This window comes from Pseudomonas palleroniana, from assembly GCF_003031675.1.
Classification (GTDB): Bacteria; Pseudomonadota; Gammaproteobacteria; order Pseudomonadales; family Pseudomonadaceae; genus Aquipseudomonas; species Aquipseudomonas palleroniana.
Genome location: NZ_PYWX01000030.1, coordinates 90,492 through 113,329, shown reverse-complemented (window position 1 = coordinate 113,329; position 22,838 = coordinate 90,492). Strand labels below are relative to the sequence as shown.

Below are 22,838 nucleotides of genomic sequence, written 5' to 3'. Positions count from 1 at the left end.
GGTTGAGGCTGCCGCCGGCCGAGCCGCGACCGCCGAAGGACGAGTTCGGACCTTTGCTGACTTCAATCGACTCGATGTCGAAGATCTCGCGGCTCTGGCCGCCGGTGTCGCGCACGCCGTCCAGATAGGTGTCGCCCTGGGCGTCAAAACCACGAATGAAGGGGCGGTCGCCTTGAGGGTTGCCGCCTTCACCGGCACCGAAGGTAATCCCCGGTACGGTGCGCAGGGCATCTTGCAGCGACGTGGCGGCGGTGTCTTTCAGGACTTGTTGCGGCACTACAGTGACCGATCGCGGGGTGTCCACCAGCTGGGCGGTGTACTTCTGCGAGGAGGCCTTTTCCACCTGGTAGGAGGTGTTGTCCTGTTCCTGGCCGGTGATGCTGGTGGCACCCAGGGAGATGCTGTTGCGCTCGCCTTTGGGTTCAGTGGCTTCAGCCGCTTGCGCCAGGTGGGCGACAGAGCCGGCAGTGAGAGCGACGCCGATGGCCGATGCCAGCATGCGTGGTGAGCTGGCCGGTGTTTTTGTAGTGGTGCGCGACATGACGTGTCCTTCCCCAAGGATGTGAGGCCGCGGAATATAGGCTCAACAAGACTTTCTATCAATTGCGATACATTGCTATTCGCATTGAATTTACATTCTTTACACTTTTGCCTTACGGTTTCCACGCACTCATTCGTCTGGGTGTTTTACATGGCGGATAAGAATCAATACCATTAGCACCTTTCCGTATTCAGGGGCTGCCCCATGCTGCTGCACATACCCGGCCTGTTCTCTCGTGAGGAAGTGCAGCGCATTCGCCAGGCCCTGGAAACCACCGAATGGGCCGACGGCAAGATCACTGCCGGGCACCAGTCCGCCAAAGCCAAGCACAACCTGCAATTGCCCGAAGGCCACCCGCTGGCCAAGGAAATTGGCGCCGCAATGTTGGAGCGGTTGTGGAAAAACCCGCTGTTCATGTCCGCCGCGTTGCCGCACAAGGTCTTCCCGCCGTTGCTTAACTGTTACACCGCCGGCGGCAGTTTCGACTTCCATATCGATAACGCCGTGCGCCAGGCGCGGGGCAGTCACGAGCGGGTGCGCACCGACCTGTCGTCTACCTTGTTTTTCAGCGACCCGGATGAGTACGACGGCGGCGAACTGGAAATCCAGGACACCTTCGGCCTGCAACGGGTCAAGTTGCCGGCCGGTGACATGGTGCTGTACCCCGGCTCCAGCCTGCATAAAGTCAACGCCGTGACCCGCGGTGCGCGTTATGCCTCGTTCTTCTGGACCCAGAGCCTGGTGCGTGAAGACAGTCAGCGCACCTTGCTGTTCGAGATGGACGGCGCCATCCAGCAACTGACCCGCGACGTGCCTGACCACCCGGCCCTGATCCAACTGACCGGCACCTACCACAACCTGTTGCGTCGCTGGGTCGAGGTCTGACATGAGTTTTTTATTGCGCCGCGAGGAAGTGCTCAACGTCGAGCAACTGCGAAGCATGCTCGACGACTCCCCGGTGCGCGCAGCCCAGGCGATTCTGATGGCGGCGAAGGAAGGCGTGACTGACGCGCAGGCGTTGCTGGGGCAGATCCTGCTGGAAGGGCGCGGCATTGCGCGGGATGAAGCGCTGGCATTGCGCTGGTTTCAGATTGCAGCCAAGCGCGGCCATTTAATGGCGCGCAACATGGCCGGGCGTTGCCTGGAGCATGGTTGGGGCTGTGCCATCGACGAGGCGGCGGCTGCGCGGGAATATCGCCTGGCGGCGCAGGCTGGGTTGGATTGGGGTCAGTACAACTATGCCAATCTGCTGGCGACCGGCCGAGGTGTCGCTGAAGACCGACGGCAAGCGTTGAGGCTGTATCGCCTGGCGGCAGAGCAGGGCCATGCCAAATCCATGAATCTGGTGGGCCGTTATCTGGAAGACGGGCAGTGTTGCCCAAGGGATCTGGACGCCGCCGTCGAGTGGTATCGCCGCTCCGCCGAGGGCGGTGATTTTCGCGGGCAATTCAGCTACGCGGCGGTGCTGGCCGATAGAGCGCAAATCGATGAAGCGTTGGGTTGGCTGCGCAAAGCATTGGCGGGCGGCAATCGCAAGTTTCTGCTGACGGCGTACAAGGCGTTGGCGGCGGCCAATGATCCGCAGGTCCGCGCAATGGCCGATGCCTACCGGCAACGCGCCGCCAGCTTGTCTTGAGGCATAAAAAAACCCATGACCTGTCATGGGTTTTTTGTATGCGGCGGGCTTACACGTAGTAAGACTTCAACGGTGGGAAGCCGTTGAATTCAACCGCGCTGTAGCTGGTGGTGTACGCACCGGTCGACAGCCAGTACAGGCGATCACCGATCGCCAGGTTCAGCGGCAGGCCATATTTGTAGTTTTCGTACATGATATCGGCGCTGTCGCAGGTAGGACCGGCGATGACCACTTCTTCCATCTCGCCTTTCTTCTCGGTCCAGATCGGGAACTTGATGGCTTCGTCCATGGTTTCGATCAGGCCGGAGAACTTGCCCACGTCGGTGTACACCCAACGCTCGACGGCAGTACGGGACTTACGCGCCACCAGCACCACTTCGCTGACCAGGATACCGGCGTTGGCAATCAACGAACGCCCTGGCTCCAGGATGATTTCCGGCAGGTCGTCGCCGAAGTCTTCCTTGAGGAAGCGGATGATTTCTTCCGCGTAGGTTTCCAGGCTGTTGGTGCGGGTGATGTAGTTGGCCGGGAAGCCGCCGCCCATGTTGATCAGCTTGAGGTGGATGCCGTCTTCTTCTTTCAGACGTTCGAAGATCACTTTGACCTTGGCGATCGCCGCGTCCCAGACGCTGATGTCGCGCTGCTGCGAACCCACGTGGAACGAGATGCCGTACGGCACCAGGCCCAGGTCGCGGGCGAGGATCAGCAGGTCCATGGCCATGTCGGTCTGGCAGCCGAATTTACGCGACAGAGGCCAGTCGGCCGTGGTCGAGCCTTCGGTGAGGATACGGACATACACTTTCGCCCCCGGCGCAGCCTTGGCGATGTTGCGCAGGTCGGCTTCGGAGTCGGTAGAGAACAGGCGCACACCCTTTTCAAAGAAGTAGCGGATGTCCTTGGATTTCTTGATGGTGTTGCCGTAGCTGATACGGTCCGGGCTGACGCCGCGGCCCAGTACCTTGTCCAGCTCGTAGATCGAGGCGATGTCGAAGCTCGACCCCTTGTCTTTCAACAGGTCGATGATTTCGACGGCTGGGTTGGCCTTGACCGCGTAATAGACCTTGGCGAATTCGAAACCGGCGCGCAGGTCATCGTAGGCCTGGCTGATCATCGCGGTGTCGATCACCACGAACGGGGTTTCTTGCTTGTCGGCGAACGCCTTCATTTTGTCAAAAGTGGCGCGCGCGAAATAATCTTCGACCTGGATCGACATGCTGGGAACTCCTAAGGGCAAACTGAAATTAGCAATGGGTGCAAATGAACGTCCTCCGTATCCCCACTTTGGTTCGCCTACTTCCCAAGGCATGTCGCCGAAAGCAAAAAGGCCATGGGATCAACCGCTTCCCTTGGCCTTGCTGTCTCGTCGTCAGTACTTGAGCCGGATGGATCGTTTCCAGCATGGACGTTCGGCGCGAACTTTAGGACGTGAGGGGCTATAGATCAACTAAAAATGTCGCGTTTTTGCACGCGTTCGTCGCGGCACCCCGTGCAGCTACTTATGTAACCGACCGGTGTGACGGATTGATGTTCCCCGGATGGGCCAAGAATGATCGTCCCCACGCTCTGCGTGGGAACGCATCCGATGACGCTCTGCGTCAGGAGCGGCGGGACGCAGAGCGTCACGGGCGGCATTCCCACGCAGAGCGTGGGAACGATCACCCCGAGGGGGAAATGTGGGAGGGGGCTTGCTCCCGATAGCAGTGTGTCAGTCAGCTTATCGGTAGCTGTCACACCGCCATCGGGAGCAAGCCCCCTCCCACAGTTTTAACTGCGTTGTGTCAGGTCAAGCCAATGCGGTCTCGGCAGGGGAGACGATGCTGGTTTTGCCCCCACGCGACTTACCGGAACTCAGGTACTCGGCAATCGACTCCTGGGTCACTTCACCGAGGAACACCCGCTCTGCATCCATGACCGGCAACCACGAGCGGTTGAATTCGTACATGCGCGACAGCAGGATGCGCAAATGTTCGTCATACGCGGCGGTGGCGTTGAACTCGCGCAGGTATTGGCCGCAGGTGCCGGTCTGACGGTGCAGGTCGCGACGTCGTACATACCCCAGCGCCTTGTTCTCGGCGCAGGTGACCACCACGTAACGACGGTCATGCTCATCCATCAGTTCCAGCGCATCGGCCACCGGAGTCTCCGGGCTCACCGATGGGGCGTTGTCCGCCGCGTCCTCGGCCTTCACCAGCAGCAGGCGCTTGAGGGTGCTGTCCTGGCCTACAAAATTGCTGACGAACTCGTCGGCCGGGTGGGCCAGCAGGGTGTCCGGATGGTCGATCTGCAGGAGCTTGCCGGCGCGGAAGATCGCGATCTTGTCACCCAGCTTTATCGCCTCGTCGATGTCGTGACTGACCATGATCACCGTCTTGTTCAACGCCCGTTGCATCTCGAAGAACTCGTTCTGGATCATCTCGCGGTTGATCGGGTCGACCGCGCCGAACGGCTCATCCATCAGCAGCAACGGCGCATCGGCCGCCAAGGCGCGGATCACACCGATCCGCTGTTGCTGGCCGCCGGACAATTCACGCGGGTAGCGGTGCAGGTACTGCTTGGGTTCCAGCTTGATCATGCTCATCAACTCGCGGGCGCGGTCGTGGCATTTCTGCTTGTCCCAGCCGAGCAGTTTGGGCACCACCACGATGTTTTCCTCGATGGTCATGTTGGGGAACAAACCGATCTGCTGGATCACATAGCCGATGTTGCGACGCAGGGTCACTTCGTCGAGGTCGGTGGTGTCTTCGCCGTTGATCAGAATCCTGCCCGAAGTCGGTTTGATCAGGCGGTTGATCATCTTCAGCGTGGTGCTCTTGCCGCAACCCGACGGGCCGAGGAATACGCAGATTTCGCCTTCGTTGACGGTCAGGCTGACATCGTTGACGGCAGTGATGGTCTTGCCGTTGCTTTGGAAGGACTTGGACAGGTTTTGGAGTTCGATCATTTGAGCAATCCTTTTGGAGTCAGCGAGCGTTGCAGGCATTGCAGAAGCAGGTCGGCGAAAATGGCCAGGAGGCTGACCAGTACGGCGCCGACAATCAGCATCGACATATCGCTGCGGCTGATGGAAGCCAGAATCAGTACACCCAGGCCGCCGGCGCCGATGGTGGCGGCGATGGTCATCACACCGATATTCATCACTACGGCGGTACGCACACCGGCGAGGATCACCGGTACGGCGATGGGCAATTCGACCATGCGCAGGCGCTGGCCGAAGGTCATGCCGATGCCGCGTGCGGCCTCACGAATGCCCGGCTCGACGCCGGTGAGGGCCAGGTAGGTGTTACGCATGATCGGCAGCAGGGAGTAGAGGAACACCGCCGTGATTGCCGGCATCGGCCCCAGGCCCTGGCCGAACTTGGAGTAAAACGGCAGCAGTAGGCCGAACAGGGCGATGGACGGCACGGTCAGTAAGACCGTGGCGCTGGCCTGCAACGGGCCGGCGAGGGACGGGAAGCGCGTCATCAGGATGCCCAGCGGCACGCCGATGAGGATCGCGAGGATCACGGCAATGCCAACAAGGGTGATGTGCTGCCAGGTCAGGTGCAGGACTTGGGCCCAATCAAGATGGGAAAAGGCGTTCAGGAATTCCATGTCTTCTCCTATTTAGTTGATTGGATGTTGGCGCAGGAAATCGGCGGCCACGGCGGATGGGCTCTCATGGTCGACGTCGACCCGCGCATTCAGTTGGCGCATGGTTTCATCGTCGAACAGGGCGGCCAGCGGCTTGAGGTCAGCTGCCAATTGCGGATGGGCGTCGAGATAAACCTGACGAACCACCGGGGCTGCGGTGTAGTCCGGGAAGTAGTGCTTGTCGTCTTCCAGCAGCTTCAATTTGAAGGCGTTCAGGCGACCGTCGGTGGTGTAGACCAACCCGGCGAACACCTGGCCATTGCGCAACGCGGTGTAGACCAGGCCCGCGTCCATCTGCCGAGTGTTTTTGCGCGTCAGGTTCATGTCATACAGCTTGACCATGCCGGCCAGGCCGTCGGAGCGGTTGGCGAACTCGGTGTCCAGGGCCACCAGACGGTTTTCCTTGGCGTCTTGTGCCAAGGCTTGGGTCAGGTCGCTGATGCTGTTGATTTGAGGGTGTTCCTCGGCAACCTTCTCCGGCAGCGCCAGGGCGTAGGTATTGCTGAAACGCGACGGTGCCAGCCAGGCCAGGCCTTTTTTCGCGTCGAGTTCTTTAACCCGTGCGTAGGATTGTTCGCTGTCGAGTTTCTCGTCGATGTGGTTGTAGGCCACCAGCGACACGCCGGTGTATTCCCAGATCAGGTCCAGTTGCCCGCTTTCCTGGGCGCTGCGTGCCAGGTTGCTGCCCAGGCCGCCAGTCACGCGAGTGTCATAGCCTTTGGTGCGCAGGTATTGGGAGGTGATTTCGGCAAGCAGGGTCTGTTCGGTGAACACCCGGGCGCCGATGCGAATGACGGGTTTTTCCGCCGCCTGTGCGAAACCTGCACACAGCAGGACGCAACTCAGTATCAAGGTCAGTGTTTTCATGTCGGTTCCTTAAGACGCGCGCAGCCCGCGTTCCAGCCAGAGGCGGCTGGTCAGGGTCACCAGGCCGTCAAGCAGCAACGCCAGCAGCGCGGTGCATGCGGCGCCGAGCAGCAGTTGCGGCTGATTGTTCAGGGCGATGCCGGGGAAGATCAGGCTGCCCAGGCTGTTGGCGCCGATCAGGAACGCCAGCGGTGCGGTGCCGACGTTGATCGCCAGGGCCACGCGCACGCCACCGATGATGATCGGCACGGCATTGGGCAATTCCACACGAAACAACACCTGGCGCGGCGTCATGCCGATGCCGGTGGCGGCTTCTTTCAGGGAACCCTGGACGTTTTTGAGGCCTTCGTAGGTGTTGCGCACGATGGGCAGGAGGGAGGCCAGGAACAACGCGAAGATGGCCGGGCCGCTGCCGATGCCGAGGACGCCGAGGGCGATGGCCAGTACTGCCAGGGGAGGGACGGTATTGCCGATGTTGAATATCTGCATGAAGCGTTCTGCGCGCCCGACCATGTTCGGTCGGCTGAGCAGGATACCGGCGGGGATGCCCATAATGAGGGCGGCCAGCATGGAGACAAGAACGAGGATCAGGTGAGCTTGCAGGTAAAACAACAAATCGTCGCGGTACAGTTCGATCGTGTTGATGCCGATCCAGTGGACCAGCAGGGCCAGGAGCGCGACGACAACCACGCCTCCTATCAGCCCTTTGCCATAGCGAATAGCCACAGGCGGACTCCTTTTTTCTTCTGTCGGCGAACACATTCCGTGGCGGCAATGCCATTGCTGGCTGTCTTCGAATGCGTTCGCGAAAAGCAGCTCGCCGATACCGTCAACGCGGTATGCGATCGAGCCATGAGCGCAGCCTCGTCAGGCTAACTTGCTGATTTTTCAGCCCCTGTTACGAGTGCGATAACAGGGGAATGGACGTCTCTACCTTTTTAAAGGTTCCATACTTGGCAGTATTTAGCCACCCCTCATCGGGTGAACGGTGGTCCGGGCCACGGGGTTTGCGCTATACTCGCCGCCCTTTTTTGACTCACCTGCCAGGCGATTTCCCATGACCCACCAGGCCGCCGAAGTCGCGAAACGCCGCACTTTCGCCATTATTTCCCACCCCGATGCCGGTAAAACCACCATCACCGAGAAGCTCCTGCTGATGGGCAAGGCAATCGCGGTGGCCGGCACGGTGAAATCCCGCAAATCCGACCGCCATGCCACCTCCGACTGGATGGAAATGGAAAAACAACGGGGTATTTCCATTACCACGTCGGTCATGCAGTTCCCGTATCGCGACCACATGGTCAACCTGCTCGATACCCCCGGCCACGAAGACTTCTCCGAAGATACCTACCGCACCCTGACGGCGGTGGACTCGGCGCTGATGGTCCTCGACGGCGGTAAAGGTGTCGAGCCACGGACCATCGCCCTGATGGATGTCTGCCGGCTGCGTGACACGCCCATCGTCAGCTTCATCAACAAGCTCGACCGTGATATCCGCGACCCCATCGAACTGCTCGATGAAATCGAAGCCGTCCTGAAGATCAAGGCCGCGCCGATCACCTGGCCGATCGGTTGCTACCGCGACTTCAAGGGCGTGTACCACCTGGCCGACGACTACATCATTGTCTACACCGCCGGCCACGGTCACGAACGTACCGAAACCAAGATCATCGAGAAGCTGGATTCGGACGAAGCCCGCGCTCATCTGGGCGACGAGTACGACCGTTTCGTCGACCAGCTGGAACTGGTGCAGGGCGCCTGCCACGAATTCAACCAGCAGGAATTCCTCGACGGCCAGCTGACGCCGGTATTCTTCGGCACCGCCCTGGGCAACTTCGGCGTCGACCACGTGCTCGACGCCGTGGTGGACTGGGCCCCGCGCCCGCTGCCGCGGGTGGCCAACGAGCGCACCGTGGAGCCGGTTGAAGAGAAGTTCTCGGGCTTCGTGTTCAAGATCCAGGCGAACATGGACCCCAAGCACCGTGACCGCATCGCCTTCATGCGTATCTGCTCCGGCAAATACGAAAAAGGCATGAAGATGCGCCATGTGCGCACCGGCAAGGACGTACGCATCGGCGACGCCCTGACGTTCTTCTCCTCCGAGCGTGAACAGCTCGAAGAAGCCTACGCCGGCGACATCATTGGCCTGCACAACCACGGCACCATCCAGATCGGCGACACCTTCACCGAAGGCGAAGCGCTGGGCTTCACCGGTATCCCGCACTTCGCCCCGGAGCTGTTCCGCCGCGTACGCCTGCGCGATCCGCTGAAATCCAAGCAGTTGCGCCAAGGTTTGCAGCAATTGGCGGAAGAAGGCGCGACCCAGGTGTTCTTCCCCGAGCGCAGTAACGACATCATTCTCGGCGCTGTCGGTGTGCTGCAGTTCGATGTGGTGGCCAGCCGCTTGAAAGAGGAATACAAGGTCGAATGCTCCTACGAGCCGATCACCGTGTACTCCGCGCGCTGGATCGATTGCAGCGATAAGAAGAAGTTGGAAGAGTTCTCCAACAAGGCCGTGGAAAACCTGGCGATGGACGGCGGCGGTCACCTGACCTACCTGGCCCCGACCCGGGTCAACCTGGCGCTGATGGAAGAGCGCTGGCCGGACGTGAAATTCCGTGCGACCCGCGAACACCATTAAGGTCTGAGCGGTAGAGAAAGGGCGAAGCTGTGATGGCTTCGCCCTTTTTCATGGCCGCTGCAAAAGCCGATGGGGATGGCGGCTTGATCTCCACTCGGCGGTCGAATTGGCGAGAAGCCCACATCCGGTCTAGCGTTTCAACTATTTCATTCTCTCACCGACGGATCAGGAGACGCCCGTGCGTATAACTCAACGTGCCATTCAACTGGTGCTGCTGGGCGCCTTGGGGCTGTGCGCCACCTGGGCCCTGGCGGATGCAGGCACCCCCCAGTGGAAGGACACCGGGGCGGTGAGCAAGAAAAAGCAGAAGGAGGTCAACTCAGGCAGTTGGCAGCCCCAGGCCCAACCCGCGCCTAAGGAAGATGCGGAAAACCCTTACAACGAAGGCGAGGACAGTGGAACCTACGATGACGGCGATACCTGAGGCACAAGTGGCTTGAACCCTGTAGCGCAACTAGCTTGATCCACAGCGCCGGCCGAACGCTGGCGCACATGATTCACTGACTGGACGGAAATCGACCATGACTATCTTTCAACGTTTAGTGCTGGTGCTAAAAGTGCTGGTGATGTTGTCCCTGGGCATTTCGTCTGCATGGGCCAATACGGCTGTGCAGAGCCAGGTCCCGGGGTTTGTGGCGGCCAATACGGTGCAAACCGGCGGTTTGCAGCTGGCCAAGAGTGAATCGGAACCCGGTGATGAAGACCAGGGCGGCTCCAAGGATGACGACGACCAGCAAGCCCCGCCCGATGACAGCGACGACAGCGACGGTGACAGCGATACCTGAGTCGATCTGAAAAAAAAGCCCCACCTGCCAGACTGATGCGCAATCTGACGGGCGGGGCGGTAGAACGCCTGCAATGCCCTGGGCCAAATCGCCCAGGGCATTTTTATTACGTGGTCAGGCGACGAACTGCTCCGCGTAGTGGCACGCCACCTGGCGGTTATCCAAGGCGCGCAACTGCGGTTCCTCGCTGCTGCAACGTGCGGTCGCATACGGGCAGCGCTTGTGGAAGGCGCAGCCAGGCGGCGGGTTCAGCGGGTTGGGCAGCTCGCCGACGATCTTGATCTTCGGCTTGTTCGGGTCCGGGTGGATGGTCGGGGTGGCCGACAGCAGCGCCTGGGTGTAGGGGTGCAGTGGGCGCGCGTAGATGTCGGCCTTGGGGCCCACTTCCACTGGGCGGCCGAGGTACATCACCATCACGTCGTCGGCGACGTGCTGCACCACCGCCAGGTTGTGGGAGATGAACACGTACGCGGTGTTGAACTCCTGCTGCAGGTCCATGAACAGGTTGAGCACCTGCGCCTGGATCGACACGTCCAGTGCGGAAGTCGGTTCATCCGCCACCAGCACTTTGGGTTGCAGCATCATCGCCCGGGCCAGGGCGATACGCTGGCGCTGACCGCCGGAGAACATGTGCGGGTAGCGTTGATAATGCTCAGGGCGCAGGCCCACTTGCTTCATCATCGCCTGCACTTTCTCACGGCGCTCGGCGGCCGACAGGTTGGTGTTGATCAGCAATGGCTCGGCCAGTTGATCGCCGACTTTCTGGCGAGGGTTCAACGAGGCGTACGGGCTCTGGAAGACCATCTGCACGTCTTTGCGCAGTTGCTTGCGCTGGGCCTTGTCGGCGCCCGCCACTTCCTGGCCGGCGATTTTCAGCGAGCCTGAAGACGGCTCTTCAATCAGTGTCAGCGCACGCGCCAGGGTGGATTTGCCGCAACCCGACTCGCCTACCACGGCGAGGGTCTTGCCGGCTTCCAGCTCGAAGGACACGCCATTGAGGGCGCGCACTGTAGCGTGGCCCTTGAACAGGCCGCGGGACACTTCGTAGTGACGGGTCAGGTCGCGGGCAGTAAGAACGACGGCCATTACGCCACCTCCTGGTTCAGCGGGTAGAAGCAGCGGGCGAGGCTGTGGCTTTTCGGGTCAAGGCCTGGGCGCTGGGCACGGCAGGAGTCCTGCACGTACGGGCAGCGCGGCGACAGCAGGCAACCCTGCGGGCGGTCGTAGCGGCCGGGCACGATACCCGGCAGCGTGGCCAGGCGCGTGGCGCCCAGGCTGTGCTCGGGGATCGCCTTGAGCAGCGCTTCGCTGTAGGGATGCGCCGGAATATCGAACAACTGCGGCACCTGGCCGACTTCAACCGCTTGGCCGGCGTACATCACGCACACGCGCTGGGCGGTTTCAGCCACCACCGCCAAGTCGTGGGTGATCAGCACCAGGCCCATGTTCTGCTCTTTTTGCAGGGCCAGCAGCAGGTCCATGATCTGCGCCTGGATAGTCACATCCAGTGCCGTGGTCGGTTCGTCGGCGATCAGCAGCTTGGGTTCGCCGGCGATCGCCATGGCGATTGCCACACGCTGGCTCATGCCGCCGGACAGTTGGTGCGGGTAGGCATCCATGCGGCTGGCCGCGCCTGGAATTTCCACTTTTTGCAGCAACTCGATAGCCCGTTTGCGCGCTTGCTTGCCGGACATCTTCAGGTGCAGGCGCAACACTTCTTCAATCTGGAAACCCACGGTGTAGCTGGGGTTCAGCGCGGTCATCGGGTCCTGGAAGACCATGGCCAGGTCCTTGCCGACGATCTGGCGACGCTGACGGTTGCTCAGCTTGAGCATGTCCTTGCCGTCAAAGGTCAGCGCGTCGGCGGTCACGATGCCCGGGTGCTCGATCAGCCCCATCAGCGCCATCATGGTCACGGATTTACCCGAGCCCGACTCGCCAACGATCGCCAGTACTTCGCCTTTGTCGACCTTGAGGTCGAGGCCATCGACCACCGGTACGGCGGTCTTGTCGCCGAAGCGGACGTTGAGATTCTTGATTTCTAACAGTGACATGGGAATCTCCTCAGGCGGCGTTCTTGAGTTTCGGGTCCAGCGCATCGCGCAGGCCGTCGCCCATCAAGTTGATTGCCAGCACGCTGAGCAAAATGGTCAAACCCGGCAGGCTCACGACCCACCAGGCACGTTCGATGTAGTCGCGCGCCGAGGCCAGCATGGTGCCCCACTCCGGAGTTGGCGGTTGTACGCCAAGGCCGAGGAAGCCCAGGGCTGCGGCATCGAGGATCGCGGAGGAGAAACTCAGCGTGGCCTGTACGATCAGCGGCGCCATGCAGTTAGGCAGCACCGTGATGAACATCAGGCGTGGCAGGCCGGCACCGGCCAGGCGGGCGGCGGTCACGTAGTCGCGGTTCAGTTCGCCCATCACCGCTGCGCGGGTCAGACGCACGTAGGACGGCAGCGACACGATGGCGATAGCGATCACGGTGTTGATCAGGCCTGGGCCGAGGATCGCGACAATGGCAACGGCCAGCAGCAGCGATGGCAGGGCCAGCATGATGTCCATCAGACGCATGATGGTCGGGCCGAGCACGCGCGGGAAGAACCCGGCGAACAGACCCAGCAGGATGCCCGGGATCAGCGACATCACCACCGACGACAAGCCGATCAGCAGCGACAGGCGCGAGCCCTGGATCAGGCGCGAGAGCAAGTCACGGCCCAGTTCGTCGGTGCCGAGCAGGAACTGCATCTGGCCGCCTTCCAGCCAGGCCGGCGGGGTCAGCAGGAAGTCGCGGTATTGCTCGCTCGGGTTATGCGGCGCCACCCACGGCGCGAAGATCGCGCAGAACACGATCAGCAACATGAACAGCAGGCCGGCAACCGCGCCTTTGTTCTTGGAGAAGGCTTGCCAGAATTCTTTGTACGGCGATGGGTACAGCAGGCTTTGATCGACTGCTGACACTTGAGTAGGTGTGGTCATGGTCATGATCTCAGCGCTGGTGACGGATGCGTGGGTTGGCGAAGCCGTAGAGGATATCCACCACGAAGTTCACCAGGATCACCAGACAGGCGATCAACAGGATGCCGTTTTGCACCACCGGGTAGTCCCGTGCGCCAATGGCTTCGATCAGCCATTTGCCGATGCCGGGCCACGAGAAGATGGTTTCGGTCAATACCGCACCGGCCAGCAGCGTGCCCACTTGCAGGCCGACCACGGTCAATACCGGGATCAGCGCGTTGCGCAGGCCGTGCACGAAGACCACGCGCGCTGGCGACAGGCCCTTGGCCTTGGCGGTGCGGATATAGTCCTCGCGCAAGACTTCGAGCATGGAGGAGCGGGTCATCCGCGCGATGACCGCCAGCGGGATGGTGCCGAGCACGATGGCCGGCAGGATCAGGTGGTGCAGCGCGTCGAAGAAGGCGTCCGGCTCGTCAGCCAGCAGGGTGTCGATCAGCATGAAGCCGGTGCGCGGCTCGATATCGTAGAGCAGGTCGATACGCCCGGAAACCGGGGTCCAGCCCAGGCTGACCGAGAAAAACATGATCAGGATCAGGCCCCACCAGAAGATCGGCATCGAATATCCCGCCAGGGAGATGCCCATCACCCCATGGTCGAACAGGGACCCTCGCTTCAAGGCCGCGATCACCCCGGCCAACAGGCCCAGGACACCGGCGAACAGCAGGGCGGCCATGGACAGTTCCAGGGTCGCCGGGAAAAGGGAGGTGAACTCGGTCCACACGCTGGTGCGGGTGCGCAACGATTCGCCGAGGTCGCCCTGGGCAAGCTTGCCCACATAGTCAAAATATTGCGCATACAACGGTTTGTTAAGACCGAGGCGTTCCATTGCCTGTGCATGCATCTCGGGGTCGACGCGCCGCTCGCCCATCATCACTTCGACGGGGTCGCCAGGGATCATGCGAATCAACGCAAATGTCAGCAACGTGATGCCGAAAAACGTGGGGATCAATAACCCCAATCGGCGGGCAATAAAACTAAACATCTTGGTGTGTACCTCAATCAGCCGGTTAGGCAGGTCCGGCGCCGTCGATGTCGACGGCACCGAGCGTTTTTCTTATTACTTCACCTGGGTAGTGGCGAAGTTATTGGTCGTCAGAGGGCTTTGGGTATAACCCTCGACGTTCTTGCGCATGGCGGTGAACATTTTCGGATAGGCCATGGGGATCCAGGGTTGGTCTTTCTCGAAAACGTCCATTGCTTGTTCATAGAGTGCCGCGCGCTGGGTCGGTTCAGCATTGGCACGGGCCTTGTCGATCAAGTCCTGGAACTCTTTGTTGCACCAACGCGCGTAGTTTTCGCCGTTTTTGGCGGCGTCGCAACTCAGGTTCGGGGTGAGGAAGTTATCCGGGTCCCCGTTATCCCCCGCCCAGCCGGCCGACACCATGTCGTGTTCGCCGGCTTTGGCGCGCTTGAGCATTTCGCCCCATTCCATGACCTTGATATTGACCTTCAGGCCGATCTGGGCCAGATCCGCTTGCATGCGCTGGGCGCCGAGCAGCGGGTTAGGGTTGGTCGGGCCGCCGCCGTTACGGGTGAACAGGGTGAACTCGGTACCCTCCGGCACGCCGGCTTCCTTGAGCAGGGCGCGGGCCTTGTCGAGGTCGCGTGGCGGGTTCTTCAACTTATCGTTGAAACCCAGCAAGGTCGGCGGATACGGGCCGGTGGCGTCGACGGCATTGCCTTTGCCGTACAGCGATTCGTTGTAGCCTTTCTTGTCGAACGCGATGTTGATCGCGTGGCGCACCCGCGCATCGCTTATGTACTTGTGCGTGGTGTTCATGGCGGTGTACGCGGTGGTCATCGCCGCCAATTCATCGACTTTCAGGTTCGGGTCTTTCTTGATGCTCGGGATATCGTCGGGCTTGGGATACAGCGCGACCTGGCATTCGTTGGCCTTGAGTTTCTGCAGGCGCACGTTGTTATCGGTGGTGATTGCCAGAATCAGCGGATCAGCCGGTGGCTTGCCACGGAAGTACTCCGGGTTGGCCTTGAAGCGCACCTGGGCGTCCTTGGCATAGCGCGTGAAGATGAACGGCCCGGTGCCGATCGGCTTGGCGTTCAGGTCATCGGTCTTGCCGGACTTGAGCAACTGGTCGGCATATTCGGCGGAGTGAATCGAGGAGAACGCCATGGCCAGGTCGGCCAGGAACGGTGCCTCAGGGCGGGTCAGGGTAAAGACGACGGTATGATCATCGGTCTTCTCTACGCTCTTGAGCAGTTCCTTGAAGCCCATGCTTTCGAAGTACGGGTAGCCCACAGCGGACTTGTTGTGCCAAGGATGATTCGGGTCCAGCTGGCGCTGGAAACTCCAAAGTACGTCGTCGGCGTTCATATTGCGCGTGGGTTTGAAATAGTCGGTGGTGTGGAACTTGACGTCGTCACGCAGGTGAAAGGTGTAGGTCAGGCCGTCGGCACTGATTTGCGGCAGGTCTTTGGCCAATGCCGGTACGACTTCAGTGGTGCCGGGCTTGAAGTCCACCAGGCGGTTGAACATGGTTTCCGCGGCGGCGTCAGCGGTGACGGCCGTGGTGTACAAAACCGGGTCAAAACCTTCCGGGCTGGCTTCGGTGCAGACCACCAGCGGTTTGGCCGAAACGCCGATCGCCACGCTCAGCAGCGCGGCGGCCATGGCGGCTTGTAACGGGAGCATTTTCATTCAGAACCCTCTGCAATCGATGGAGCCAGACAAGCGTAGACGGCAGGCTCGTCCTGAGCCCGCCGTGTACCTGGCGCTAATTAAAGAATGTTGAACGGGATGGTGGTGACCAGGCGGAATTCACGGATGTTGCCGTCAGCCTGATTGGCGGTGGCACGGTGAGTCACGTAGGTTCCACGGACAGTAGTGGCCTTGAGTGCGCCGCTCTGGATCGCGTAGGACGCGCCTACGCCGTATTCCTGGTGCTTTTCGCCGTCCTGGGACTGAATGCCGTTATAAGCAAAGCCGGTACGGCCGCCGTCGCCGGTGTAGTGAGTACCGTCGATACCCCAGCCGCGAGCCGAGTAGACGTTGAACTTCAAGCCTGGCACGCCGTATTCAGCCATGTTGATGGCGTAAGCGATCTGGAACGATTTCTCCCGCGGGCCGTTGAAGTCGGAAGTCAGGGAGTTGGCCAGGTAGATGCCGTTGGTTTCGTGCAGGTAGTCGAAGTATTCGTCACCCAGCACTTGCTGGTAGGCGAAGGTCAGGCTGTGAGCCTGGTGGGTCAGGCCGAACGACAGCGAGTAGGTGTCGTTGTCGATCTTGCCCATCAACTTTTTGCCTTGGTCGACGGTCTTGTAGTAGTTCAGGCCAGTGGTCAGGGCCAGGGTGTCGCTATCACCCAGTTCGTGGGTAGCGCCGAAGTAGTACTGGTTCCAGAAGTCTTTGACCTGGGCGCCGAACAGGCTGGTTTTCAGGCTTTGGAATGGCTGGTAGTTGACGCCTGCGGTGTAGACCTTATCGGCTTCTGCGCCATTGCCGTATTCGGTACGGAATTTCGACAGACTTTGTTCGGTACGTGGCGAGACGCGGTCAAACACGCCGCCCTGGAATGACAGATTGCTGAATTCTTTGCTGTCGATGCTCACGCCTTCAAAGCTCGAAGGCAGCGCACGGTTGCCGATGGTGTCGACGATGCCGCTGCTGAAGTTCTGACGACCGGCGGTCAGGGTGGTGTTCGACACACGGAACTTGACGTTGGCCAGGCCCAGTTTGCTCCACTGATCGACAGCCTCACCGTTGTGGTCTGCCAGGGTACGGTTGGAACCACCCTTGATGTCGCGCTTGCTGCGGTCCAGGACCAAGGCGTTGTAGAGCGCCACTTCCGTGCTCACGCCAACGGTGCCCTGGGTGAAACCCGAGGTGGCGTTGAGGATGGTGCCCTGTACCCAGTTGGTACGGTAGGCGTCAGTACGGGCTTCACCATGTTTTTGATAGGTGAATTTTCCGCCACGGAATTTCTGTTCGTTGGAAAACCAGTTCCGGGTAGTACCGCCCAGGCTTGCTCCATCGATAAAGCCCTTGGCCTCGCTTTGGGCGCTGGTGCCGGCCAATGTGGTTGGAACGAAGTCCTGGCTCTGGGTTTCAGCGAAGGCGGTTGCCGTGATGCTGCTGATGGCCAGGGCCAGAAGCGCTTTGCTGCTCAATTTCATGGGTGGAGCTCCTTTGGTTCTCTTTTTATGCCGGTCTTTTTAGGTGAACCGGCTATTGGTGTGTAACTCGTTCAAGCTTTTGCAAACGTTTGGCGTAGGAAAAATCCCAACAAAAGGCTGCGCGTTTGCAGCAGAGCCGTTCCCGCTCTGCGCAATCCGGTTATTTATTTTTATGGGTTGAGACTGACGCCCGAGAACACGTTGCGGCCGAAAGGGCTTACCTTGAAGCCTTCGACTTTGGCGCTTAACGGCTGGTTGACCGTCGAGTGGGCGACTGGCGTGATCGGCACCTGCGCTTTAAGCAGTTGCTGCGCCTGTTTGTACAGAACAGTCCTTTGTTCACGGTCGGTGACGACCTTGGCTTGCTTGATCAGCTTGTCGTACGCCGGGTCACACCACATGGAGTAGTTGTTCCCGCCGATGGCGTCGCAGCTGTAGAGGGTGCCCAGCCAGTTGTCCGGGTCACCGTTGTCGCCGGTCCAACCGATCAGGCTGATATCGTGCTCACCGTTCTTGGTGCGCTTGATGTACTCGCCCCACTCGTAGCTGACGATCTTGACCTTGAGGCCGATCTTGGCCCAGTCGCTTTGCAGCATCTCGGCCATCAGCTTGGCATTGGGGTTATACGGCCGTTGTACCGGCATGGCCCACAGGGTGATCTCGGTGCCTTCCTTCACGCCGGCAGCCTTGAGCAATTCCTTGGCTTTTTCCGGGTTGTAGACGGCGTCCTTGATCGTGTCGTCGTAGGACCACTGAGTCGGCGGCATCGCGTTGACGGCCAGTTGCCCGGCGCCTTGGTACACAGCATTCAGGATGCTTTGCTTGTTCACCGCCATGTCCAGCGCCTGGCGCACTTCGAGCTGGTCGAAAGGTTTGTGGCGCACGTTGTAGGCGATGTAGCCGAGGTTGAAGCCGGGCTTGGTCAGCAGTTGCAGGTTCGGGTCAGCCTTGAGCGCGTCGACATCGGCCGGGCGCGGGTGCAGGGTCACCTGGCATTCGCCGGCCTTGAGTTTTTGCACGCGTACAGAGGCGTCGGTGTTGATGGCGAAGATCAGTTGGTCGAGCTTGACCCGGCTCGGGTCCCAATACTGTTTGTTCGCCACATAACGGATCTGTGAATCCTTCTGGTAGCGCTGGAACACAAACGGGCCGGTACCGATGGGCTTCTGATTGATATCGCTGGGCTTGCCTTCCTTGAGCAACTGCTCGGCGTATTCGGCCGAAAGGATCGCGGCAAAGCTCATGGCGATGTTCTGCACGAATGCGGCGTCGACCGTGTTCAGGGTCATTACCACGGTATGCGGGTCGGTTTTCTCGACCTTGGCAATGTTCTTGTTCAGGCTCATCCCGTTGAAGTACGGAAACTCGGTGGGGTAGGCCTTGCGAAACGGATGGTCGGGGTCAAGCATGCGGTTGAAGGTGAACAGCACGTCGTCGGCGTTGAAGTCGCGCGTCGGCTTGAACTCCTTGTTGCTGTGGAACTTCACCCCTTCGCGCAGGTGAAAGGTGTAGGTCAGGCCGTCTGGCGAAATATCCCACTTGGTTGCCAGCCCAGGCACCACATTGGTCGCACCCTTTTCGAACTCAACCAGGCGGTTGTACAACGGCTCGGCCGCATCGTTGTCGGTGGCTGTGGTGTATTGCGCGGTGTCAAACCCTGCCGGGCTGCCTTCAGAGCAGAACACCAGGCTCTTCTTGTCGGCGGCTTGGCCTATTGTGGCCACAGCCAGCAGGCTGGTGCCAAAAATTGCGGATAGAACGGTGGTATGGCGCATGACGATCCCGATCCTTGTTTGTAGTTATCAACCAGCGAGCCATTTCCCGGGACTAAGGGAAACCTCACTGATCCCACACGCAGCAAGTACCTTTCTCAGAATGAAGCTGCTGCTGTCCTACGACGTTATGGGTCGCGGATCTTGCAGTAAATGCGTCAAATCTGACTGACCTTGTAGGTAACGGAGCCACGGTTCGCAGTTCATTGCTGTAGGACGGCAATGAGTTCGCTGTGGCCTGTTTCCTAGTGTCTCGGTGGATGCAATAACGGCGACGCCCTGAAGCGTCGCCGTCACAGATCCTTACTTGTCGCTTACGCTGACGCCGTAGAAGGAGTTCAAGCCAAACGGGCTGATCTTGAAGTCCTGCACGGTGTTGCGCATGGGTTGATACACCGTCGAGTGCGCGATAGGTGTCATCGGGACTGCATCTTTGAGGATATGTTGCGCCTGCTTGTACAGCTCGGTGCGTTTGGCGACGTCCGATGTGGCCTTGGCTTCTTTCACGATGCCGTCGAACTTTTTGTCGCACCATTTGGAGAAGTTGTTACCGGACAGCGAGTCGCAGCCGAACAGTACGTTCAGCCAGTTGTCCGGGTCACCATTGTCGCCGCTCCAGCCAATGATCATGGCCTGGTTCTCGCCGCCTTTGGAGCGCTTGATGTACTCGCCCCATTCGTAGCTGGTGATCTTGACCTTAAGGCCTATCTTGGACCAGTCGTTCTGCAGCATTTCAGCCATCAGCTTGGCGTTCGGGTTGTACGGACGCTGGACCGGCATGGCCCACAGCACGATTTCGGTGCCTTCCTTGACGCCGGCTTCCTTGAGCAGCGCCTTGGCTTTCTCAGGGTCGTACTTGGCGTCCTTGATGGTGGTGTCGTAGGACCACTGGGTCGGCGGCATGGCGTTGACGGCCAGTTGACCGGCGCCCTGGTATACCGAGTCAATGATCTGCTGCTTGTTCACCGACATGTCCAACGCCTCACGCACGCGCAGGTCGGCCAGTGGGTTGGGCTGGTCGCTGCCCTTGACCTTGTCCATGACGTTGTAGGCGACATAGCCCAGGTTGAAACCGGCCTGGTGCGGCAGTTTCAGATCCTTGTCTTCGCCCAGCGCCTTGAGGTCGGCCGGACGTGGGAACAGGGTGACCTGGCACTCGTTCTTCTTGAGTTTCTGGATACGCACCGACGGGTCGGTGGTAATGGCGAAGATCAGGTTGTCGATCTTCACGTCTTCAGGTTTCCAGTAGTCCTTGTTGCCGGTGTAGCGGATGTTGGAGTCTTTCTGGTAGCTCTTGAACACGAACGGGCCAGTGCCGATCGGCTTCTGGTTGATGTCGGAGGCCTTGCCTTCCTTCAACAGCTGCGCGGCGTATTCGGCGGACTGGATCGACGCGTAGCTCATTGCCAGGTTCTGGATGAAGGCGGCGTCCACGGTGCCAAGGGTGAACTTGACGGTGTGGTCATCGACTTTCTCGATGTTCTTGATGTTGGTGTCCATCCCCATGTCCGTGAAGTACGGGAACTCGGTGGGGTAGACTTTGCGGAACGGATCGTCCTTGTTGATCATGCGGTTGAACGTGAAGAGCACGTCATCGGCATTGAAGGTACGAGTAGGTTTGAAGTACGAGGTGGTATGGAACTTCACGCCGTCGCGCAGGTGGAAGGTGTACGTCAGGCCATCCGGGGACACGTCCCAGCTGGTAGCCAGCCCAGGAATCACAGCGGTACCGCCGCGTTCGAACTGGGTCAGACGGTTGAACATGGTTTCGGCCGAGGCATCGAAGTCTGTTCCGGTGGTGTACTGGCCCGGGTCAAAACCAGCGGGGCTGCCTTCGGAGCAGAACACCAGGTTAGTCGCCGCTTGGGCGAAAGGGGCTGCGGCCATAAGGCCAGCGCTCACAATTAACGGAATGACTGCGTGTTTAAGCATGTTGGCCTCATGATTTGTTGTCATTTTTGGTGGTGAGGGCGACCTCGTGAGTCGGCCTGCGGATACTTATGCAGGGGCCATACCCAATGCAAGATGCAGAACCGTTGCGAGACTGAAAGTGTGGTACGAACGTACAGGAATGTCGCAAATCTGAAAGTTTCTACATAATTGCGTACATTTAGAGGGTTTTTTCGGTGCAGGGTGCGCACCAAAAATGCCCAACCAAGGCGTCTGGCGCACTTGGTTGGGGCGCAGCTGTTACTTATCCAGGCTGACACCATAGAAAGGCGTGAGGCCAAAGGGGCTGATCTTGAAGTCCCGCACCTCCTTGCGCAGCGGTTGGAAAACCGTCGAGTTTGCAATAGGCGTTATAGGTACTTGTTCCTTAAGAATTTTTTGCGCCTGTTGATACCACTTTATACGCTGCTCACGTTCGTTGCTGACCTTGGCCTGCTGCACGAGTTTGTCGTAGGCAGGGTTACACCATTTGGCGTAGTTACTGCCCTTGACGGCGGCACAACTGTAGAGCACTCCAAGCCAGTTATCCGGGTCGCCGTTGTCGCCGGTCCAGCCATAAATCATCGCGTCGTGTTCGCCGTTTTTGGCGCGCTTTATGTATTCTCCCCACTCATAGCTGACGATATTGGCTTTGATGCCGATTTTTTCCCAATCCTGCTGGATCATCTGGGCGGACATCCGCGCGTTCGGGTTGGAGGCGCGCTGGACGGTCATTGCCCACAGATTGATGGTGGTACCCGGTGCAACCCCTGCTTCTTTTAGTAGCGCCCGAGCCTTGGTCGGATCGTAGGGAGCGTCCTTGATGGTAGGGTCATAAGACCACTGCGCTGGAGGCAGGGCGTTCTGCGCCAATTGTCCGGCGCTCTGGTACACCGCCTTGATGATGGCCGGCTTGTCGATAGCCATATCCAGGGCCTGACGCACTTTGAGTTGGTCCAATGGCGGGTGGGTCACGTTATAAGCCAGGAACCCCAGGTTGAAACCGGCTTGTTGCAGCACGCGCAGGTTGGGGTCCTGCTTCATGACGTCGATATCGGAGGGGCGCGGGTAACCGCTGACCTGGCATTCGCCGGCCTTGAGTTTCTGCAGGCGTGCGGCGGCGTCCGGGGTGATGGCAAATATCAGGTTGTCCAGCTTCACATCCTCGGGCTTCCAATACTGTTTATTGGCCGCGTAGCGGATCTGCGAGTCTTTCTGATAGCGCTTGAATACAAACGGGCCAGTGCCCACCGGCTTCTGGTTGATGTCGGAGGCGGTGCCTTCCTTTAATAGCTGGGCGGCATACTCGGCCGATTGCACCGAGGCGAAACTCATGGCCAGGTTCTGCACGAACGCCGCATCGACGTTGTTCAGGTTGAAACGCACGGTGTGTTCGTCGAGTTTTTCGACGCTCTTGATCGTGGTGTTCAAGCCCATATCGGTGAAGTAGGGCGATTCGGACGGATACGCCTTGCGGAATGGGCTTTCGGCATCCAGCAGGCGATTGAAGGTGAACAACACATCGTCCGCATTGAAGTCGCGGGTGGGCGTGAAGAAATCGGTGGTGTGGAACTTGACGCCTTCGCGCAGGTGGAAGGTATACGTCAGGCCATCCTTGGACACCTCCCAGCTCGTCGCCAGGCCGGGTTCCACTTCGGTGCCGCCGCGCTTGAATTGCGTGAGGCGGTTGAACACGGTTTCGGCAGAGGCATCGAAATCGGTACCGCTGGTGTATTGGCTGGGGTCGAAACCGGCGGGGCTGGCTTCGGAGCAGTAAACCAGGGTGCTCGCCGCCTGGGCGATGGGCATAAAGGCCAGCAGGCCTGCGGCGAGGAGGAGCGGTTTGAAGGCGATTCTTTGCATAAAGACCCCTGAAATGGCAGGCATATAT

At 59.8% G+C, this 22,838-nt stretch carries 20 protein-coding genes; 5 read left to right on the top strand and 15 right to left on the bottom strand.

The features are described from left to right. A partial coding sequence (locus C9383_RS10655; RefSeq protein WP_170122277.1) for a TonB-dependent receptor plug domain-containing protein occupies positions 1–541 on the bottom strand: 541 nt, incomplete at its 3' end. 204 nt (positions 542–745) lie between these two features. On the opposite strand from C9383_RS10655, the gene C9383_RS10650 reads away from it, so the two are divergent. Together C9383_RS10650 and C9383_RS10645 are read left to right on the top strand one after the other, a co-directional pair. Continuing rightward, entirely contained in the window at positions 746–1,426 is a 681-nt protein-coding gene (locus C9383_RS10650) for a Fe2+-dependent dioxygenase (RefSeq protein WP_025856255.1), read from the top strand. 1 nt (position 1,427) lies between these two features. Beyond that, complete coding sequence (locus tag C9383_RS10645) at positions 1,428–2,177, top strand: tetratricopeptide repeat protein (protein WP_090366816.1); 750 nt, start codon at positions 1,428–1,430, stop codon at positions 2,175–2,177. A 49-nt stretch (positions 2,178–2,226) separates the two neighbouring features. Here the strand turns inward: C9383_RS10645 and C9383_RS10640 are convergent, their stop codons facing one another. From C9383_RS10640 to C9383_RS10620, 5 genes are all read right to left on the bottom strand, one after another. After that, on the bottom strand, positions 2,227–3,390 hold the full coding sequence (locus tag C9383_RS10640) for a type III PLP-dependent enzyme (RefSeq protein ID WP_090366814.1): 1,164 nt from the start codon (positions 3,388–3,390) through the stop codon (positions 2,227–2,229). A gap of 570 nt (positions 3,391–3,960) precedes the next feature. Continuing rightward, positions 3,961–5,118 (bottom strand): osmoprotectant ABC transporter ATP-binding protein OsmV, encoded by a 1,158-nt coding sequence (locus C9383_RS10635; RefSeq protein WP_090366812.1) that lies wholly within the window; start codon positions 5,116–5,118, stop codon positions 3,961–3,963. Continuing rightward, positions 5,115–5,768, bottom strand: coding sequence for an ABC transporter permease (locus tag C9383_RS10630; protein ID WP_090366810.1), 654 nt, complete (start codon positions 5,766–5,768; stop codon positions 5,115–5,117). The genes C9383_RS10635 and C9383_RS10630 overlap by 4 nt, the downstream gene beginning before the upstream one ends. 12 nt (positions 5,769–5,780) lie before the next feature. After that, positions 5,781–6,674: a glycine betaine ABC transporter substrate-binding protein gene (locus tag C9383_RS10625; RefSeq protein ID WP_090366809.1), complete on the bottom strand. Its 894-nt coding sequence runs from the start codon at positions 6,672–6,674 to the stop codon at positions 5,781–5,783. A gap of 9 nt (positions 6,675–6,683) precedes the next feature. Next, the gene (locus C9383_RS10620) at positions 6,684–7,436 is read right to left on the bottom strand and encodes an ABC transporter permease (RefSeq protein ID WP_413037832.1); all 753 of its coding nucleotides are present in this window, start codon (positions 7,434–7,436) and stop codon (positions 6,684–6,686) included. Between the two features lie 295 nt (positions 7,437–7,731). Between C9383_RS10620 and C9383_RS10615 the strand changes: the two genes are divergently transcribed. The 3 genes from C9383_RS10615 (at position 7,732) to C9383_RS10605 (ending at position 10,100) form a co-directional block, all read left to right on the top strand. Next, positions 7,732–9,315, top strand: a complete 1,584-nt coding sequence (locus tag C9383_RS10615) for a peptide chain release factor 3 (protein WP_060754891.1) — start codon at positions 7,732–7,734, stop codon at positions 9,313–9,315. A 178-nt stretch (positions 9,316–9,493) separates the two neighbouring features. Then, on the top strand, positions 9,494–9,739 hold the full coding sequence (locus C9383_RS10610; protein ID WP_090366805.1) for a hypothetical protein: 246 nt from the start codon (positions 9,494–9,496) through the stop codon (positions 9,737–9,739). A 97-nt stretch (positions 9,740–9,836) separates the two neighbouring features. After that, positions 9,837–10,100 carry a hypothetical protein gene (locus tag C9383_RS10605; protein WP_090366803.1) on the top strand — a complete coding sequence of 88 codons (264 nt, stop codon included), beginning with the start codon at positions 9,837–9,839 and terminating at the stop codon, positions 10,098–10,100. 114 nt (positions 10,101–10,214) lie between these two features. On the opposite strand, the gene C9383_RS10600 is transcribed toward C9383_RS10605, so the two are convergent. The 9 genes from C9383_RS10600 to C9383_RS10560 form a co-directional block, all read right to left on the bottom strand. Further along, on the bottom strand, positions 10,215–11,186 hold the full coding sequence (locus C9383_RS10600) for a peptide ABC transporter ATP-binding protein (protein ID WP_090366801.1): 972 nt from the start codon (positions 11,184–11,186) through the stop codon (positions 10,215–10,217). Beyond that, positions 11,186–12,154, bottom strand: coding sequence for an ABC transporter ATP-binding protein (locus C9383_RS10595; protein WP_060754895.1), 969 nt, complete (start codon positions 12,152–12,154; stop codon positions 11,186–11,188). The genes C9383_RS10600 and C9383_RS10595 overlap by 1 nt, the downstream gene beginning before the upstream one ends. 10 nt (positions 12,155–12,164) lie before the next feature. Beyond that, entirely contained in the window at positions 12,165–13,076 is a 912-nt protein-coding gene (locus tag C9383_RS10590) for an ABC transporter permease subunit (protein WP_060754896.1), read from the bottom strand. A gap of 10 nt (positions 13,077–13,086) precedes the next feature. Beyond that, positions 13,087–14,097, bottom strand: coding sequence for an ABC transporter permease subunit (locus tag C9383_RS10585; protein WP_090366799.1), 1,011 nt, complete (start codon positions 14,095–14,097; stop codon positions 13,087–13,089). Positions 14,098–14,172: 75 nt separating this feature from the next. Then, on the bottom strand, positions 14,173–15,771 hold the full coding sequence (locus C9383_RS10580) for an ABC transporter substrate-binding protein (RefSeq protein ID WP_090366798.1): 1,599 nt from the start codon (positions 15,769–15,771) through the stop codon (positions 14,173–14,175). A gap of 80 nt (positions 15,772–15,851) precedes the next feature. Beyond that, positions 15,852–17,246: an OprD family porin gene (locus C9383_RS10575; protein WP_090366796.1), complete on the bottom strand. Its 1,395-nt coding sequence runs from the start codon at positions 17,244–17,246 to the stop codon at positions 15,852–15,854. A 170-nt stretch (positions 17,247–17,416) separates the two neighbouring features. Further along, complete coding sequence (locus C9383_RS10570; protein ID WP_090366794.1) at positions 17,417–19,021, bottom strand: ABC transporter substrate-binding protein; 1,605 nt, start codon at positions 19,019–19,021, stop codon at positions 17,417–17,419. 300 nt (positions 19,022–19,321) lie between these two features. After that, positions 19,322–20,950, bottom strand: a complete 1,629-nt coding sequence (locus C9383_RS10565) for an ABC transporter substrate-binding protein (RefSeq protein ID WP_090366793.1) — start codon at positions 20,948–20,950, stop codon at positions 19,322–19,324. Between the two features lie 258 nt (positions 20,951–21,208). Then, entirely contained in the window at positions 21,209–22,810 is a 1,602-nt protein-coding gene (locus C9383_RS10560; protein ID WP_090366791.1) for an ABC transporter substrate-binding protein, read from the bottom strand. Between the last annotated feature and the right edge of the window lie 28 nt (positions 22,811–22,838).

What these genes read in the sequence shown, in the direction of transcription:
- C9383_RS10650 (WP_025856255.1), top strand. Translation starts at nt 746, where the DNA reads ATGCTGCTGCACATACCCGGCCTGTTCTCTCGTGAGGAAGTGCAGCGC.
- C9383_RS10645 (WP_090366816.1), top strand. Translation starts at nt 1,428, where the DNA reads ATGAGTTTTTTATTGCGCCGCGAGGAAGTGCTCAACGTCGAGCAACTG.
- C9383_RS10640 (WP_090366814.1), bottom strand. Translation starts at nt 3,390, where the DNA reads ATGTCGATCCAGGTCGAAGATTATTTCGCGCGCGCCACTTTTGACAAA.
- C9383_RS10635 (WP_090366812.1), bottom strand. Translation starts at nt 5,118, where the DNA reads ATGATCGAACTCCAAAACCTGTCCAAGTCCTTCCAAAGCAACGGCAAG.
- C9383_RS10630 (WP_090366810.1), bottom strand. Translation starts at nt 5,768, where the DNA reads ATGGAATTCCTGAACGCCTTTTCCCATCTTGATTGGGCCCAAGTCCTG.
- C9383_RS10625 (WP_090366809.1), bottom strand. Translation starts at nt 6,674, where the DNA reads ATGAAAACACTGACCTTGATACTGAGTTGCGTCCTGCTGTGTGCAGGT.
- C9383_RS10620 (WP_413037832.1), bottom strand. Translation starts at nt 7,436, where the DNA reads ATGTGTTCGCCGACAGAAGAAAAAAGGAGTCCGCCTGTGGCTATTCGC.
- C9383_RS10615 (WP_060754891.1), top strand. Translation starts at nt 7,732, where the DNA reads ATGACCCACCAGGCCGCCGAAGTCGCGAAACGCCGCACTTTCGCCATT.
- C9383_RS10605 (WP_090366803.1), top strand. Translation starts at nt 9,837, where the DNA reads ATGACTATCTTTCAACGTTTAGTGCTGGTGCTAAAAGTGCTGGTGATG.
- C9383_RS10600 (WP_090366801.1), bottom strand. Translation starts at nt 11,186, where the DNA reads ATGGCCGTCGTTCTTACTGCCCGCGACCTGACCCGTCACTACGAAGTG.
- C9383_RS10595 (WP_060754895.1), bottom strand. Translation starts at nt 12,154, where the DNA reads ATGTCACTGTTAGAAATCAAGAATCTCAACGTCCGCTTCGGCGACAAG.
- C9383_RS10590 (WP_060754896.1), bottom strand. Translation starts at nt 13,076, where the DNA reads ATGACCACACCTACTCAAGTGTCAGCAGTCGATCAAAGCCTGCTGTAC.
- C9383_RS10585 (WP_090366799.1), bottom strand. Translation starts at nt 14,097, where the DNA reads ATGTTTAGTTTTATTGCCCGCCGATTGGGGTTATTGATCCCCACGTTT.
- C9383_RS10580 (WP_090366798.1), bottom strand. Translation starts at nt 15,771, where the DNA reads ATGAAAATGCTCCCGTTACAAGCCGCCATGGCCGCCGCGCTGCTGAGC.
- C9383_RS10575 (WP_090366796.1), bottom strand. Translation starts at nt 17,246, where the DNA reads ATGAAATTGAGCAGCAAAGCGCTTCTGGCCCTGGCCATCAGCAGCATC.
- C9383_RS10570 (WP_090366794.1), bottom strand. Translation starts at nt 19,021, where the DNA reads ATGCGCCATACCACCGTTCTATCCGCAATTTTTGGCACCAGCCTGCTG.
- C9383_RS10565 (WP_090366793.1), bottom strand. Translation starts at nt 20,950, where the DNA reads ATGCTTAAACACGCAGTCATTCCGTTAATTGTGAGCGCTGGCCTTATG.
- C9383_RS10560 (WP_090366791.1), bottom strand. Translation starts at nt 22,810, where the DNA reads ATGCAAAGAATCGCCTTCAAACCGCTCCTCCTCGCCGCAGGCCTGCTG.